The 15,018-nt window shown below is 66.0% G+C and carries 18 protein-coding genes and 2 pseudogenes; 8 read left to right on the forward strand and 12 right to left on the reverse strand.

Going from position 1 to position 15,018, the window contains the following annotated elements; all coding sequences use genetic code 11:
- The 10 genes and pseudogenes from CCN29_RS27040 to CCN29_RS27085 form a co-directional block, all read right to left on the reverse strand.
- A pseudogene (locus tag CCN29_RS27040) lies at positions 1–496 on the reverse strand (FtsK/SpoIIIE domain-containing protein); the annotation flags it as partial.
- 5 nt (positions 497–501) lie between these two features.
- Entirely contained in the window at positions 502–849 is a 348-nt protein-coding gene (locus CCN29_RS27045) for an SCO3933 family regulatory protein (protein WP_031020000.1), read from the reverse strand.
- Positions 850–1,092: 243 nt separating this feature from the next.
- Complete coding sequence (locus CCN29_RS27050) at positions 1,093–1,449, reverse strand: DUF6233 domain-containing protein (protein WP_086685174.1); 357 nt, start codon at positions 1,447–1,449, stop codon at positions 1,093–1,095.
- Between the two features lie 70 nt (positions 1,450–1,519).
- The gene (locus CCN29_RS27055) at positions 1,520–2,107 is read right to left on the reverse strand and encodes an Imm21 family immunity protein (protein WP_242781936.1); all 588 of its coding nucleotides are present in this window, start codon (positions 2,105–2,107) and stop codon (positions 1,520–1,522) included.
- A 63-nt stretch (positions 2,108–2,170) separates the two neighbouring features.
- Entirely contained in the window at positions 2,171–3,007 is an 837-nt protein-coding gene (locus CCN29_RS27060) for a protein phosphatase 2C domain-containing protein (RefSeq protein ID WP_086685177.1), read from the reverse strand.
- Positions 3,004–3,855: a sigma factor-like helix-turn-helix DNA-binding protein gene (locus tag CCN29_RS27065; protein ID WP_086685180.1), complete on the reverse strand. Its 852-nt coding sequence runs from the start codon at positions 3,853–3,855 to the stop codon at positions 3,004–3,006. Before CCN29_RS27065 ends, CCN29_RS27060 begins: the two co-directional genes overlap by 4 nt.
- 175 nt (positions 3,856–4,030) lie before the next feature.
- Positions 4,031–4,420: an ATP-binding protein gene (locus CCN29_RS27070; protein WP_086685183.1), complete on the reverse strand. Its 390-nt coding sequence runs from the start codon at positions 4,418–4,420 to the stop codon at positions 4,031–4,033.
- Positions 4,421–4,517: 97 nt separating this feature from the next.
- Positions 4,518–5,366: a helix-turn-helix domain-containing protein gene (locus CCN29_RS27075; RefSeq protein WP_086685215.1), complete on the reverse strand. Its 849-nt coding sequence runs from the start codon at positions 5,364–5,366 to the stop codon at positions 4,518–4,520.
- A gap of 865 nt (positions 5,367–6,231) precedes the next feature.
- Positions 6,232–6,654, reverse strand: coding sequence for a hypothetical protein (locus CCN29_RS27080; RefSeq protein WP_086685186.1), 423 nt, complete (start codon positions 6,652–6,654; stop codon positions 6,232–6,234).
- A 104-nt stretch (positions 6,655–6,758) separates the two neighbouring features.
- On the reverse strand, positions 6,759–7,553 hold the full coding sequence (locus CCN29_RS27085) for a TIGR04255 family protein (RefSeq protein ID WP_369151453.1): 795 nt from the start codon (positions 7,551–7,553) through the stop codon (positions 6,759–6,761).
- A 638-nt stretch (positions 7,554–8,191) separates the two neighbouring features.
- On the opposite strand from CCN29_RS27085, the gene CCN29_RS27090 reads away from it, so the two are divergent.
- Together CCN29_RS27090 and CCN29_RS27095 are read left to right on the forward strand one after the other, a co-directional pair.
- Positions 8,192–8,593, forward strand: a complete 402-nt coding sequence (locus tag CCN29_RS27090; protein WP_086685192.1) for a hypothetical protein — start codon at positions 8,192–8,194, stop codon at positions 8,591–8,593.
- 65 nt (positions 8,594–8,658) lie between these two features.
- A complete protein-coding gene (locus tag CCN29_RS27095) occupies positions 8,659–9,117 on the forward strand; it encodes a hypothetical protein (RefSeq protein ID WP_086685196.1) in 459 nt (152 codons plus the stop codon).
- 295 nt (positions 9,118–9,412) lie between these two features.
- On the opposite strand, the gene CCN29_RS27100 is transcribed toward CCN29_RS27095, so the two are convergent.
- Positions 9,413–9,829: a hypothetical protein gene (locus CCN29_RS27100; protein ID WP_143661388.1), complete on the reverse strand. Its 417-nt coding sequence runs from the start codon at positions 9,827–9,829 to the stop codon at positions 9,413–9,415.
- A gap of 791 nt (positions 9,830–10,620) precedes the next feature.
- On the opposite strand from CCN29_RS27100, the pseudogene CCN29_RS27105 reads away from it, so the two are divergent.
- The 6 genes and pseudogenes from CCN29_RS27105 to CCN29_RS27130 form a co-directional block, all read left to right on the forward strand.
- A pseudogene (locus tag CCN29_RS27105) lies at positions 10,621–10,833 on the forward strand (phosphorothioated DNA-binding restriction endonuclease); the annotation flags it as partial.
- A 64-nt stretch (positions 10,834–10,897) separates the two neighbouring features.
- Complete coding sequence (locus CCN29_RS27110) at positions 10,898–11,176, forward strand: ribbon-helix-helix domain-containing protein (RefSeq protein ID WP_086685202.1); 279 nt, start codon at positions 10,898–10,900, stop codon at positions 11,174–11,176.
- Positions 11,173–11,598 carry a PIN domain-containing protein gene (locus CCN29_RS27115; protein WP_086685205.1) on the forward strand — a complete coding sequence of 142 codons (426 nt, stop codon included), beginning with the start codon at positions 11,173–11,175 and terminating at the stop codon, positions 11,596–11,598. Before CCN29_RS27110 ends, CCN29_RS27115 begins: the two co-directional genes overlap by 4 nt.
- A gap of 433 nt (positions 11,599–12,031) precedes the next feature.
- Entirely contained in the window at positions 12,032–12,520 is a 489-nt protein-coding gene (locus tag CCN29_RS27120) for a hypothetical protein (protein WP_086685208.1), read from the forward strand.
- Between the two features lie 222 nt (positions 12,521–12,742).
- A complete protein-coding gene (locus CCN29_RS27125) occupies positions 12,743–13,324 on the forward strand; it encodes a hypothetical protein (RefSeq protein ID WP_086685210.1) in 582 nt (193 codons plus the stop codon).
- A gap of 502 nt (positions 13,325–13,826) precedes the next feature.
- Entirely contained in the window at positions 13,827–14,192 is a 366-nt protein-coding gene (locus tag CCN29_RS27130; RefSeq protein WP_442538506.1) for an SCO4402 family protein, read from the forward strand.
- A 60-nt stretch (positions 14,193–14,252) separates the two neighbouring features.
- Here the strand turns inward: CCN29_RS27130 and CCN29_RS27135 are convergent, their stop codons facing one another.
- A complete protein-coding gene (locus tag CCN29_RS27135; RefSeq protein WP_031024366.1) occupies positions 14,253–14,687 on the reverse strand; it encodes a hypothetical protein in 435 nt (144 codons plus the stop codon).
- Positions 14,688–15,018 lie beyond the last annotated feature (331 nt).

Below are 15,018 nucleotides of genomic sequence, written 5' to 3' on the forward strand. Positions count from 1 at the left end.
AAGCCGGGACGGGTGGAGCTGCGGTTGGTCGGCTGGGACGTCCTCGCCGACGAGGGGGCCGGACGTCGGCGAGGACGTCCCAGCCGACCAACCGCAGCTCCAGCCGTCCCGGCTTGGTGGGACGGACGTGCACGGCGTGCGCGCCCCAGGCGTGCCGTAGCCGGTCAGCCGAAGCGTTGAAGTCTTCGGGTGCCTGGCCGGCCGCCATGCGCAGCCGCATCACGAGTCCGGACCCGGTCGGCAGCGGCAGCGACCGACAAGGCGGTACGGGAGCGGCCTGTCGTCCCACCATCCGGGCGGTGGCCCGGCGCATGGCAGAGGCGGGCACCGTCAGGCCGCAGGCGTCCATGGTGGCCCGGTATGTGGCGAGCACCCGCAGCGTCACGGCCGGATACCCGACCAGCCACCAGGACAGGACCGGCAGTCGACGGCGTACAACGGCCAGCGCAGCCGCCACCAGCAGCGCTAACAGCAGAATCCACAGGGCGTCGGTCATGGCGCTCAGCCCTGCACCGCGGCCGGGGTGTCGACCATGACTGCGTCCGCCCGGTAGGCGATGCCGTGCCGAGTACGGCCGCCGAACTCGCTCTCCCAGGGCCGCGCGATCAGGCCGGACAGAAACACCGGTGCGCCCATGACCAGTCCCTCGCCGATGCCCTTCTCGGGCACGGTGACCTTGATCATGTCCGAGCCACCCTGGGCAATGAACACCAGCTCCAGGACCATGAGCCGGTCGTTGGTGACCGGGTCCACTGCCACCTCGCCGGTCTGCCGGTCCCTCACCTTGACCTCGGGGAGCTTGGTGACCAGCAGAGTGGCGGACGAGGTGTCCACGGGGATGACACGCATTCTGTACCTCACTTGATTCGGGCGTCCTCGTGGACGCCGAGCCGTTGAATACCCCCCTAGACAGCACAGAGAGGTGCCCACCCCAACTGTCTAGGGGGGTTGACGACTACCGTAAACCGACGCCCCGTCAACTGTCTAGGGGGGTATACGAACGTGTCGCGCGAGCGTCGATGAGACCACCCGATCTCGCAGCGGCCGGTGACGCCATTCGGGAGCCCCTCGCCCGCTTTTAGACCACCACCGTCACGGGCTGTCGAGCAGACCCAGCGCCGTATCCGGGCGGCAGTGCACGCACGCCGGCACGCCATGCCGCAGAGCTTCAACCACCTGCTCGCGGGACGCGGGACGACACCGGCCCGACTTCGTCGCTGCCCAGCAGTCCCCGGCATGGACGGCATCCACGTTTCTCCGGTTCAGCCCGTACTGGAGCAGCCAGTCCGAAGGCGGCGGCCGCATCTCCTCACCTCGGCGCCGCTCAGCCTCGCGCCGCTCCTCGTCCGCGATCCACCCGTCGATCTGCCGCACGGCAGCCGTCGCCTGCTGCACGACCACACGGCGCGCGAAGCGCAGCAGCTCCAGTCGGGACGGTTGGTCGCTCACACGTTCGATTCTACGGTTGGGTGCGCGGCTACGACGAGGGCACCCAGCGGGTGTCCCGTGCCATCGAAGGTCAGGGGTGGCCGTCCTCGGCAACAAGCTGCGCCACACCCACCCACGGGAACTCGCCGGTCTGATGGACCGCACGCACCCTCCACCGACCTGCCGGGAGCTGCACTGGAGCCTGGTCCGGCTGGCCCCCGTCGGGATACTCCACTCCCAGATCGGCGCCCGCTTCAGCCGAATCCATCAACACCGCCGGGCCATCGGTGACCCACAGTCCGCCGTCCTCCCAAGCGGTGTCCGGATCGGCCAGCACCGCCTCGGCTGCCGCGAACAACTCGGCCTCGGAGTCCGCAGCCAGCCACCGCACGAACAGCAGCTTCTCTGGCAGGAAGCACGTCTTTGCAGGCTCATCGGCCAGGACAAGCGCAGTGGCGGCGCCAGCGCCTACGGCGATGACACCGGCCCAGTCCTCCACCTCGCAGGCGCGGTCGTAGTCATCACGGCCATCGGCATCACCGAGGACAGAACCGTCCTCCGTGCATCCACCCCACGCGGTCACACAGGACTCCGGAACGACGATCAAGGGGCCGCCCATCGACCGGACCCACACCACCCCAGCACGGTCACAGCGATCGGTGTCGAGAGAAGCATCCATGCGCGCAGTCTGCCGCCCTCCACTGACACCGCTCGGAGGCCGGAGCCTTGTCGGCCGACCTGGTCACTCAAACTTCGATGTCACAGGACACCAGTGGAGTACCGTCGCGTCGTCCCTCGCCTTTCCGCGAGGCCATCGCTGCCCGTCGGGATCGCCGTTCTCCGCTTCCCGTACACGGCGGATGAGTTCGTCCGGGCCGGCGGACGCGAGCACGTCCAGCACGTCCGTCCAGTCGGCGAGGCCGAACCGGTCGACGAGGCGTGTCACGCCGTCGCTCAGCAAGGTCACGGACGCCAGCGACTCCAGCGGCACCGTTCCGGTGAGGGCGTGCTCGGCTGCCCGTGGTTCGGGGCCGGCGATCCAGAAGCCGCCCGGCCGGTTCCGGAGTCCCGTCAGGTCGTCGCGGTACTGGGCCAGGGCGGCAGCGTGCTCGGGCGTGCCGGTGGGTAGTCGGTCGACCGGCGCGCGGAGTTGCTTGCCGACCTGATCCAGACGGTCGTCGGTGACAGCGGTCGTCTTCCCGTCCTGGTGGGCCAAGAGGAGGGTCGAGTCGCCGAGGACGAGGTATTCCAGCGCTCCCCCGCCGACGCGGACGGCGACGACCGTGCTGGTCGGGCTGGCCCGGTAGGTCAGATCGCACCTGTCCTCGTGCAGGGATCGAACGCCGCGGATCGCGTCGGCGAGACAGTCGGCGAGCGGCCGGGCGCGATCTTGCGCGATGTTGCCCAGCATCAGTCCGCCCAGGGTCGAGGAGAACCACGCGATGCCGTGGACGCAGCCGGTCTCGGCCCCGGCGACGCCGGCACCGTCGAGGAGGACGGCCGCACCGGGAGCGGCGGCCGCGAAGTCCTCGTTCTGCTGGTCTGGTTCGGCGGGCAGCGTGCCGAGGGCGACGTTCACGCCGTCGCCTCCTCGTCGTGCAGGTAGAGGGGGCAGAGGAGTTCAGCGGACTGCGGTTCTTCGGTCTCGGGGTCGTACTCGACACACACCAGGGTGGAGAAGTGCCGCTCCCCCACCTGTCCCCACAGCGTGCTGAGGTCCGAGGTGAGCAGGTGGACGACGCCGAGGGAGCCTGCCGTGTGGATGCCAGCGATGGCGAGGATTGAGCCGTTGCCGTCCGGGCGGGGCAGTCGGCCCAGGTATCCGACGTCGTGCGGACGGCTCGGCTCAAGGTCCGCGCCTGCGTGGTACGCCGTGCCGGTGCGCCGGTCCACCAGCGCCCAAGGCTCGCCCTCCGGGTGTTCCCAGGCGAGTACCGGGTCCTGGGCGTACAGGTCGCGCATGGCCTGGGACATGCCCGGCCCGCAGACGACGACCAGGCCGTCACGGTTGAGGTCGACCTCGCCACTCACCTGCACGTGGCCGGAGCTGACGTCGAGCCCGTACGACTTCGCCAGCTCCTCCAGCCGCTTGCCGGAGTTCATGTCGGCCATGGCGACGACCGGGCGCTTCTTCGCGTCGTCCCACCGGAGCGGTGTCACCACCGTGACGGAGCCCGTCCCGAGGAAGGCACCCTCAGGTGCCGGGCCGGTGTGCCGGATCTGATGAATCCGCCCGCGGCTCAGGCCGGCCTTCTCGGCGATCTGCGCGTAGGACATTCCTTGCGCGTGGAGGTCCTGAACCACGCGGCGGCGGAGCCGGGCGAGTTCGGTCACCTCCTGCTGCGCAGCGGCCAGCCTCGTGGTGACCTCGCGCAGGAGCAGGTACGGATCATCGATCGCCATGATCCGCTGCAACTCGTCCGACATGACCACACCTCCCAGAAGTACCCAGGAGTCTAGGGCCCTAGACGGAATGGGCGGGAGGCGCCGTCCCGTACGACCTTCAACGACGAAGAAAAGCGATCGCCGCCGAGGCACACCCCTAGGAGTCACCCGTCACCGCCGGCATGGCAACGGCCGCCCATCAGCGAGCGGCGCGCGATCACACACCCTCCCAGGCCAGCTCCGCCCAGACGGAACGCCCGTCGGGCCAGTTCTTCACACCCCAGTTCTTCGCACAGGCCGCGATCAACAGCAGCCCGCGCCCGCCCTCTTCCTGGCTGGTCACATCGCACAGGTGCGGGACCCGTTCGCCGCCCTGGTCGACCACCTCGATGCGGACGAAGCCGTCACCGAAGCCGACGACCACGAGGAACCAGCCGCCTTCCGCCCCACTCAGCGAGTGCCGCACGGCATTGGTGGCCAATTCGCTGACGACCAGGGTGGCGTCATCGACCGGTCCCTTCTCGGCGACTAAGGCAGCGACGAAGTGACGGGCCTGGACTACTTGCTCGGCCAAACCGGGGAAAGCGCGGCACCACTTGGTACGCATGGCAAGCTCCTTGTCTGCGTCTAGGGGACTAGACAGCGCGACGGCAGGTTATGCCCGCAGCAAGGCAGCACGCTAGGCATGTAGAGGAATTATTCCTCTAAGGGGTGACCGTGTCTCCCAGCTCACGGAACTCCTTCATCACCCGCAACAACAGCTCACGCGCCTCGTCCCCGAAGACGGCTGCTTCTTGGAAGCGGTCGAAGGTCTCCTCGTACGCAGCCACCTCGGCGGAGTCGACCGACACCCGCTCACCGGTGAACGCCTCAATCACGACAGCCTGCTCGTCGCACAGCGTGAATCCGTGACGAGGCAGAAGCGGCACCGGGCGGCGCCACGGGATGACGCCGAGCCGGACGGTGCTCAGGCTCTCGACGGCGAGCAGCCGGTCGAGCTGGGCGAGCATCAGCGCCGGCGTGCTCGGCCAGGTCCGCAGCACGGCCTCCGTCAGCACGAACACCGACTCGCGCCCAGGCTCGTACAACACGCTCTGCCGCTCCACACGGGCAGCGACAGCCCGACCGACCGCCTCAGGGGTTGAGTCCGGTGCGCTCTCGAAAACGTGACGGGCGTACTCAGCGCTCTGGAGCAGGGCAGGCAGAACGACGCACTGGAAGGACCGCACCGACCGAGCACCGCGGACCGCGTCATCAACGACGAGCCCAGCGGTCAGCCCCGCAGGTTCGGAATCGGTGTCGATCGCAGACTCAACGGCGACGAGCAGGTCATGGACTTCCCCGGCCGCCGACTCATCGAGGTTGAGTGCTCGGCACAGCCGGTCCAGCACATCGACACTGGGGACCATGCGCCCGGTTTCCACCTTGGAGACCGTCGGCTGACCCACGCCAGCCCGCTGAGCCAGAACCGCACCCGTCAGACCAGCCTCCGCACGCAGAGCCCGAAGACGTGCCCCAAGCACCCGCATCCGCTCGCGCCGTTCACTCCCCATACCCAGGGTTCTACACCACGAGCCGATAGCCACCAGGTGCAAGAGCAACATCAACAGCCGCCAGGATGAGCGTGATTCAAAGTCTCTCTACTGGTTCAAGGCGGCTCGCTCCGCTCCCCGCGCGCGGCCCGGCCCCCGGCCGGGCCTGCGCTCCTGTCTCCGCCCCGCTCCAGCCCTGCCGGCGCCCGTGCCGCGCGCTACAGCAATCAGCCACCCGGTGCCAGAGATGAAGTACGTCGTGGCTGGGGCGGTCGGCTCCACGGCTTTAGGCAGCCACTTTGGCGCGAGCCTCGCAGATCATGGCCCCAACGTCGTGCTTTACCGGGCAGGTCCACAGACTGCCCGACGCGCCGGAAGCTTACGGGGCCATGATCACTCGCGCCAAAGCAGCTCCAGCCCAAAGCCGCTCCACCGACCTTGTCACTCAGGCGGATAGCATCGCTCAGCGGCCTCAGCCAGCGCCTCGGATATCTCCCGCCTCCGCGGCCTATCCGGCCGGGGAACCTCACACTGAATCAAAGCATGCGCGATCCCAATAGGGGGATCATCAAAGTCCGGATCATCCAGAACTTTCGCCTTGCAAGAGCGCACTACCTGAACAGGGAAGCCGTATACAACTTGACCCTCCTTTTTGATCATCGAGTGCGGGCCGAGGTCGTGCTCCGACAGAATTGAGCTCCGATGCACCGAGATGCCATCCGGATCCCACTTGAAGGCCGTGTGAGTAGGTGCCTTCTTCCCTGTTATCAGATCAGGGGCTAGAAAGTCTGGCTTATCAGGAATCCTTCGGTAGATGATCTCGTCATCCGGAATATCGCTTTCACTCGAACCCAAAGAGCCCCCCCCTCTCGCAAGCTACCGACCCTCAGGAAAAAAGTCTTCTCCAGGCCGGATTCGCCACCCACACACGGAGCGAGAGGGACGAAAGGAGCCTCCTAACGGCCTCGACTCCCACCCCTTCTTCACCCAAGTACCCGCTCACCCTGGCGCCACCAGAGGGCTCCGCGTAGCGGATATAGGGCATCTCTCCTGGGAAGAACTCGATCTCCAGCCTCTCACGGCCAGCTCGCCATTCAAAGACGATGGAGCCGCCCTCACCAGGGGTGATGAAGGGGAAAACTGTTCGATGATCCGAGATCCTGTCGAGCGTCCGGTAAGCGACATGGGTGACGGATTGCGAGGCAGGCTCACCGCCGGCATCATCCCAGTTCAGAGGCAGCGTCCTAAGTTCGTGCAGCTTGCCGCTCACATACATCTGCAGTTCGAGCTTGGTTCGCTTCTCTAACACACGGGACGTTCCACGCCGTGCGTCGTTACGGCGAATCATCCACACGCCAGCGTCCCGAGCAGGGGCAGCAGTGAAGGGTTTCCCTCCTCGCGCAGGTTGCGTGATCACTTGATCTCTCCCCATTGACTTCTCATCCCGTCACTGGTGACTTCAAGAAAAGCACCTGCCACCACTTCGTGGGCACGATCCATACGGTCCGTAAAGTCATCTTCTGTGTCGACTTGGGATTCCGCGTCAATGATTAGAGACGCACCCTCAGTGAATTCGCCGTCCGAGGGTTCCGTCACAGCAGAGTCAACACCAATAAGTACCGCGACCCGCGGATCCAGTTCCGATTCGTCGTAGTGAACCCTGAAGCCGCAGTAATCTGGAACACGGAAAGGGAAGGATGATTCAGATTTCCACCCGGTAAGAACGCCCGCCATTGCTTGGTGAGCAGAAACACCAGGGATCTTATTCGTATAAGTTACGTCTGCTCGCTTCACTCGTGGAAGCACACCCGAAACCGACTGCGACAGTTTCGAGAATTGATCAAACTTAGCGAGAAGTTCGGCTTTAAGCGCCTGATACCCCGGGTAGGGATTCTCTCCGTCGGAGAGGTTCCACTTTAGAACGAACCGATCTTGCTGGAACCTAACTTCCCTGTCCCCTGCTTCCGTGGTGAGCGAACAGAGAGCCATGGGCCAAGACAAACCGGACCTGACGAACTCCACGTCATCTTGCTCCGAGGCTTGCCATGCTGGCATAGGCGTGGATTCCCGAAGAATCGGGTAGTCCTCGCGCCAATCCACTCGCAACTGAGCCAGATCCAAGGTCTGCAGCTTCGGCAGCGTGTCAAACAGCAGTGCGAGTGACACTGCATGTACTGGCGGCCGTTCGAATCGCAGTTGCTCTGCCATTGAGATCTCCACCCCCTCGATCAGCCTACCCATGTGGCACAGCTCACCAACAGAGGATGGCGCAATCGAGCAGCCTAGGTGCCTCGGACGGCTGAAAATCTACCTCCTAGCAGCCGACTTGCACTCGAGAGGGCGAATCTCGTCGGCTATCCGAGGGACATACGGTGACAGAGTTGCCACTTGTGCTGACAAGCTCCAGTCGGTGCCACACGTGCAAGTGTCCACAGCAGCCACACCGAGGAGGGCCACTCAAGGGAGAACACGGACCTCGCGAGTGAGGTGCTGGCAGCCTGGATGGACGACGCGGACGGCTGGTACAACAACGCTGGCCGCAATTTTGCCCGGCAGCGGCGGCTGGAGCTTCTTCGCACAAGCCTTGCTGGCTGCAACCACCACGAGTAGTCCGTGGCTCGCGGCAGAGGCGCAGAGCTGACGGCAGCGCCCGTGCCAGACACGTGCCAGATCGTGCGGGGAACCGCGGGGAATAGCGGGGACCAGGCCGCTGATCAATCGGACTCCGCGCCCGCTGCATCGCAGTTCAGCCAAGCAACCGCCTGCCGAGAACCCAAGCTTCCCAAGCTGAGGTTCCCTCGTGAAGATTGGTCTTGCTGTCAGACCTGCGCTGTACGGTTCGCTCCATGGCTGAGAGACCGACGACGAACTGGCGCAGGGGCATAGCCATGGAGGCCGCGGAGCTTTCCGCCGGCACCCTAGATCCCGACTGCGCGTGCATGGTCGAGCTGTTTCCCGAAGAGCTCCTGGTGGAGACCGATGCTGTCCTCGACGTGTTCGATGCCGAGGTGCCCACGCTCGCAGAGGGCGACGACACACGGATCTTCGCCGCAGTGGAGCGCGTCATCCTGGCCCTGAACGCCGTGAACGATGCTCACGACGAGTGCGCCTTCGAAACCGATGAGCGCGAGCAGTTGTGCGCCTACATCGATGAGGCGCTCAGCGAGCAGGGAGTCGACGTCGCGGCCCTGACCGCCAGGCACGGGCTCGGCCGGCACGAGCTCACGGACCGGTGGCGGGACTGGTGAGCAACCCCTCGTCGTGAGAGATCAGGTCAACTGTCGCCAGCGAGAGGAGTGTCTACGATCGCGCGATGAGCTACGACATCTACTTCTTGAGCCGACGCGACGGGCAATCCTGGGATGAGGTCCTGGAGGCGATGAAAGACGCGGCCGAGCACAGCGAGCCGATCCCTGCTCGCCTTCTTGAGGATTGGGAACGCATAGTCCCGCAGGCCCGGTTTCTGCTGGGCGAAGTGGACATCACTGAGTACGAACAGGAGTCCCGAGACCTCAGCCACTCGGGCACCGGCATCGACCTGTCCGTCTTCGGTGACGAGGTGAGCATCACAGTGCCCTACTGGCATGCAGGGGAAGATGCCGCGGTCGTGCTCGGCAAGGTCTTTGCCCTGTCGGCCATCGTCGAGAAGGAAACGGGGCTGACTGCCTACGACCCCCAGACGGAACGTCCGCTGGCAGAGGTCCAACCGCAAGGCGCCATAGGGCTGATGTCAAGGACCACCGAAGATTTGCGCAGCCGCTACGGTGGTTGATCAATCGCCAACGGAGGCGTGGCGGAGGCCGGTGGGGGTGCAGCGAGGCACACGCGCGCCTGATCGGTCGGCGCACCCGCCATCGTGGCTGGCTGTCGTCGGCTGAGGTTCGTGCCACAACCATGCCAGATGTAGGGGTCAGTCACGGTCAACACCGGTGCTGTGCAGCCGAGTAGCCGCCCGCTTCCTCGACCGACGAAGCCGCAGCTCAGCCCGCAGATCACCCAGCCTCTCTCCTAAAGCGGTGCTCGCGCAACGCCGCAGCTGACACGGCCGCGGCAGAACGTCAGGGGGGTCAGTCCTCGCCTACCTGCAGCAACACCAGGGTGAAGGACCCGCCAGTCCCGGCAACGACCCCATCGAAGGTATGCCGGGTGACCGGGTTCCACGCTCTTGCTCCGGGCAAGAGGTCAGTGATGTTCGTGTACCAGGCAGCCTCATAGCCCAGCAGACGGACAACACGTTCCGCCGCTCTACGGGCATGGAGGCGGTCTCGTCGTCCTGAGCCCGGGAAAACGAGGTCATAGGTCGCCAGGTAGGTCATGAGTTCCACTGCGCGCTCAGCGTCGACCTGCAAGAGTGCGTCGTCGATCTCTACTGGTGTGTCCGGGCCGACTGCACCTTCCACTGCATACAGCTTCCAAGCCTCTTCAGCCTCGGCGGCCACTTGGCGCACGAGTTCCGGAACGGATCCGCCGGCCTCGTCGACCACACGCCCGAAGACCCCGTCTTCTCGCGACAATGAGCCCGTAAGAGCGCACAGTTCCGCAGCTACGTCCACCCTGCCATTCTCTACTGGTCCAGCTCCGACCCGGTCACGGCTACGCAGCACCGTGCGATCGGGTGGTGAGTGTCTAACTGCGTGACAACGCCGACGGACAGCGGCGGACGAGCGCGGACGCCCCTGGACCATCGCCACAGGTGAGATACGCACCAGCCCAAGGCCGAGCACCCATCAAAGTTGCTTCGGGACGAAGAGGTCGTGGGTTCAAATCCCGCCACCCCGACAGTGAAGTACCAGGTCAGGGGCCTGATCCGCTCAGCGGGTCGGGCTCCTGAGTGGTTCCGGGGGCCATTTTGGGAGCCATTTGGGAGCCGACTTCGGGATCCGGCTCCCGGGCGGATCCCACTCCTCCCGCGGAGGCGGTGCCTGGAACATCACGAGGATGCCATCGAGCGCACGAGCGAATGAGGTGGGCCAAAGCGCGGGGTCAGCCAGCGCTGGGGTCCTCCTCCCGCAGCCGAGCGAGCTGGGCCTCGCGGGGCTTGCCCCCCCACTCTCCCAGGCGATGGCGCATGCGTCGTCCGAGCGCATAGCGCCGCTCACCCGGTCCACGAGGCCGGGCCTGCCTGTCCTTATCCGGCACGGAGGCTCTGTTTCGGTTCTGGAGAGCCTTCGTACCCCGAGACGGAAAGGGCCTCGACGCTGATCATCGCGGCCTGCCCCTTGATCAGGCTGCGACGTTGTAGACGTGCGGGCATCGCCGAGTAGGTGCCGCCAGTAGAGGCGTCCTCGGCATCGGTGACAGTCACCGCATCCTGGTCTCGCAGCGCTTCGTCGGCCACAGCCCCGCCGCCCGCGAGCACGTCATAGCGCTCTCCGGCCGCCCGCTCATCGGACCTCAACCGGGTGCCCGTCCCGTCGCGGCGGTCCACCGCTCGTGGCACACCAGCCAGGTTTTCCACAGCAGCCCGCGCCCCGCCCCGGCCGCCTGATCGCCGAGCGTCGATCACGTGACCCACTGGTAAGGAGTGCGATACCAGGAGTATGGTCTCTTGTATGGCGACCAAGAAGGTGACCGTGACGATTCCCGAGGATCTCCTGGAGGAGATCCGCGCGGACGCGGCAGAGCGGGGCCTGTCGGCGTATGTCGCCGAGGCGCTGCGCTTCAAGCGTGACCGGGACCGGCTCCTGGAGCTGGTCGACTGGCTGCAGGAAGAGCACGGCCCCGTCACCGAGGACGAGCATGCGGCAGCGCTCGTCGAGCTGGACGAACTCGACGCCGAACACGAGCGGCGTCGAACCGCCGGAAAGCACAACGCCGGAGAGGCTGCGTGAAGAAGCGAGCCGGTGAGCACGGACAGCGGCCCCTTCGTGTCTTCGTACTGGACTGTGAAGCCCTGTCCCTTGCGGTGCGCGGCGACCGGAAGATGATCGCCTGGCTCGATCTCGCGGCACGCGGGGAAGCCGAGGTGGTGACGTCCCCGATGACACTGGTCGAGGCGTACGACGGCAGAACGACCGAGCAACGCTGGGATTGGGTACTGTCCCGGCTCCAGGTCGTCGACATCGGAAAGGACGAGGCTCGCCAGGCGCGTCGACTCCTGGCCGACGCCAAGTTGCACGGCCACAAGTACGCGATCGACGCCGTGCTCGCCGTCATCGCGCGACAGCAGAGGGGACGGGTCACCGTCTTCACCTCGGACGTCGACGAGCTGGAGAAGCTGGTCCCGAACACGATCGTCGTCAAGAAGGTGTGACCCGACCCGCCCCCTCCAGCGCCCGCATCCACGCTGGTGAGCACCCGCGATCCTTGGGTCGAAAGATCAGCCGGTGGCCGTTCTCATATCCGGGCCCTCACTCCGACGCCAGGACAAACGCCCGAATCAGGTGGGAACCCGTACACCACTTCCCAGGACGCAACCGAGCGCGAGCCGGAAACACGCCAGGCCACGGGGTGGTGCGGCGGCTCGGTGCTGGACCTCTACGGGACCAGCGACGGTCGTGTGGTCACGGAAGCAATCGGACGACCGCGGACGTCTGTGGACCGTTGCAGCAGGTGAGAGCCAGATCAGCCCAAGGCAGCTCCCCCGCCCGAACTGCCTTCAAGACGAAGTGGTCGCTCCGCAAAGAAGCCGGTGTCAGATCGGCAATTAGGTAGCCAGGAAGTTTCGTTGCTCTCACGATGAGTGTATGGACCGGTTGCAGCGCAGCGCTTGGCAGTATGTGGCAGAGGTACTCCCGCCCGAGGAACTCCCGATGCTTGCTGCCCATGCACTCGTCGACGGGCGTGATTCCCCCGCCCTGCGCGAACTGGCCGGTCTGCCACGCAGGAGCGACGAGACCGAGATCCGCGAACTGTATGTCCAAGCCCTGGGCGAACTCGGCGTACCCCTTCCCGATGAAGTGACAGCCGGCCGTCGGCTCCTCGTGAGCCTCGCTGTCGGTCTCGCGAACGCTGAGCTGAGCCCCAAGGAAGTGGTCGATCGGCTGTCGATGACAGTGGCAGCTTGCACCCTGGACGAGACACAGTTCCTCTCCATCGCAGCGGACTACAGCGAGTGGATGAGCGCGGACGAACTCCCGGAGTGGGAGAACGGTCTCAGGACTGCGGCCCACTCGTTGACCGTCTCCACCGATTTCGGATTTGGTATCGGCGTGCCAGGGTCGCGGCGTGACTGACTGACCTGCCTCAACGCGCTCGTGCCAGACCCGTGCCAGATACGCGGGGAGCCGCAGGGAACAGCGGTCCCCCCACCACCCGGAGACGGCCTGCCCCAGGTCATGACACGGATCGACACCAGGTCGGCGGGACCATTGAGCCCGTAGAACCCGAGCTTCCCGGGCTGAGATCCCAGCGAATCCCCCTGCTTGCCGTCCTTGAGGTGCTCTACCGTTCCGCGCATGTCTCCGATCAGCCACGAGAATTCACTGACCGCCGAAGACGCCCTGGTGTTGCTTGCCATGCTCTCTGCCCGCGTCGAGGTGAAGCAAGGCATGAGCGAGCGGGAACTAGATCACGTTGAGGAGCGCTGGGGGTTCCGTTTCGCGCCGGAGCACCGAACGCTGCTGAGCGCAGGGCTGCCCACGGGGAGCCGTCGTTGGCCCGACTGGCGGGACGGCGACCCGGAGGACCTGGCGGAGCGGTTGGCTCGGCCGGTGGATGGGGTGCTGTTCGACGTACAGCACAATGCTTTCTGGCATCCGCACTGGGACCCGCGGCCGGCGGACACCCAGGATGCCCTGGACATGGCACACACCTACTTGGCGAGAGTTCCTGTGATGGTGCCGATCTACTCACACCGGTACTTGCTGGCTGATCCAGACCGCACCGGTACGCCCGTGTTGTCGATGCACCAGACGGACATCATTCATTACGGCACCGATCTGGTCGACTACTTCCACCACGAGTTCGGCCACCCTGTGCCAACGCCCGAAGGCCACCAGTACGCCGCCATCCCCTTCTGGTCCTACTTCCTGGATTGAGCGGCCCCCTGGGTCAGGGTGGATACTCCCAGGCCAGCGTGCTGGACCCCATTGGCCATCCAGCCGACAGTCGGGGCCAAGAGGTCGTGAGCCAACGGTCGTCGCGCTCGATCAGGGAGCCCGCGAGTCCAAGCATGTCCATGCGTGGCGGTCCCATGGGTTCCACCACCCCTCGCACTTGCCGCCACGAGGCGTTCGGGAGGCTGGGAGGGGGCATCGATCATCACCCTCGCGATCAGCGATGACGTCCACGCCGGGCCAGCCGGCCGCGTACGTCGTCCCCTTCGGTGGCCGCACGCCGCCCGAGAGAGTCGAGCCCTCGCACCGGGTGGAGCCGCCGCAGCATCCCGATGGTTCGGTCAAGATCTGTGCCCCACACGTACTCCCGTGCGGTCCCTGTGGGATGACCGTGCCTCTACGAAAAACTCGCCGTCAGCCGATGCCGCTCATGTCCAGCACCTTGGCCCTGTCCGGGGGCTGCACGTCCAACGGCTAGTACCAGGTGAGGCAACCCGTTGTCCTGGCTCTGGCCAACCCGCCATGGCAACGGGACGTCTGGCTCGATCCGTCGGTGTTCGAGAACCTCGATCACGTCTTCCACACGCTCTTCGACGACTTCTGTGACGCCGACGAGCCCGAGCGGTACCTCGGAGTCAGCCTGAGAAGCGAGGAAGAGGTCGCTCTCATGCGTGAACTGGGCGCCGCTCTCAACGCCGCCGCGGACGAAGCACCCAACGACACCGACGCCGAGTATCTGCGGGCACCCTCTTGGCCGACGGTCGTGGCGGTCGCGGGTCGTCTCGCTCAGGTCATGGTTGCGAACGATCTGAAGGAACTCGTCGCTCTCCCGAGCAACGACGAGACCTGATCACCACGTGGCGGACCGCCCGGGTCCGGTCGCCGGGTGCCGCGAGCGCGCCCGTCCCCCTCACCCCGCCACCGGCACCGCCGCCGCCATCTGGTTCCGCTTCTTGCGGTTGAACGCCGTGAACGTGAGCTGGAGGCTCTGTTCGTGGCCCGGGTAGGACAGGACCAAGGACGAGTTGATCGTGCGGTCGTCGATCTCCGAGCGGACCAGGCCCGCGCGCGGGAAGGCCATCACCAGTTCGCGCGGCCAGACGAGCATCGGCTCCGCCCGGAAGAGGAAGAAGCGGCGGTCGGTCATGACCAGGTGCATCGCCGTCGGCGCCGGGGCCATGGTGGTGGCGCCGCCGCTCACGATCGCCGACGCCACGGCGAACGCCGCGGTCCGGCCGAACGAGACGGGGCTCGTCGTCACGATGGTCACCAGCTCGATCCGCTCGCCGGGCTCCAGCATCGGGTTGACGGAGGCAAGCAGCGCGCGGCGGCGCGGTCCGTTCACGGGCGGTACTCCTGACGGTCGGGCCGGCCGGAGCCCCTCGGTCCGGCGTACGGCAGCCCGGATCCTCCCGGGCGTCGCCGAAGCGTAATCGAGTGCTTTGTGCGGCCGTACGCTGGGGCTTTGCCTGACGGTCCGGTCCCGCCCGTCTTGTTTCGAGTCGATCGTCCGGGCCAGGTGGCCCGTATCAACCCCGGTGCACCGAGGTCTGCATCAATACGCGGGGATACCTGCCCCCGCCCCCGTCCCGTAAGGTGCCGTCGGTCGTGGGCCGTACCGTACGGCTGTCGAGGCGGTACAGGGGGAACTGGCATGGGCGGTGTCGGGCGGGTGG

The sequence above is a fragment of the Streptomyces pseudogriseolus genome, from assembly GCA_002154585.1.
In the GTDB taxonomy this organism is placed as follows: Bacteria; Actinomycetota; Actinomycetes; order Streptomycetales; family Streptomycetaceae; genus Streptomyces; species Streptomyces pseudogriseolus.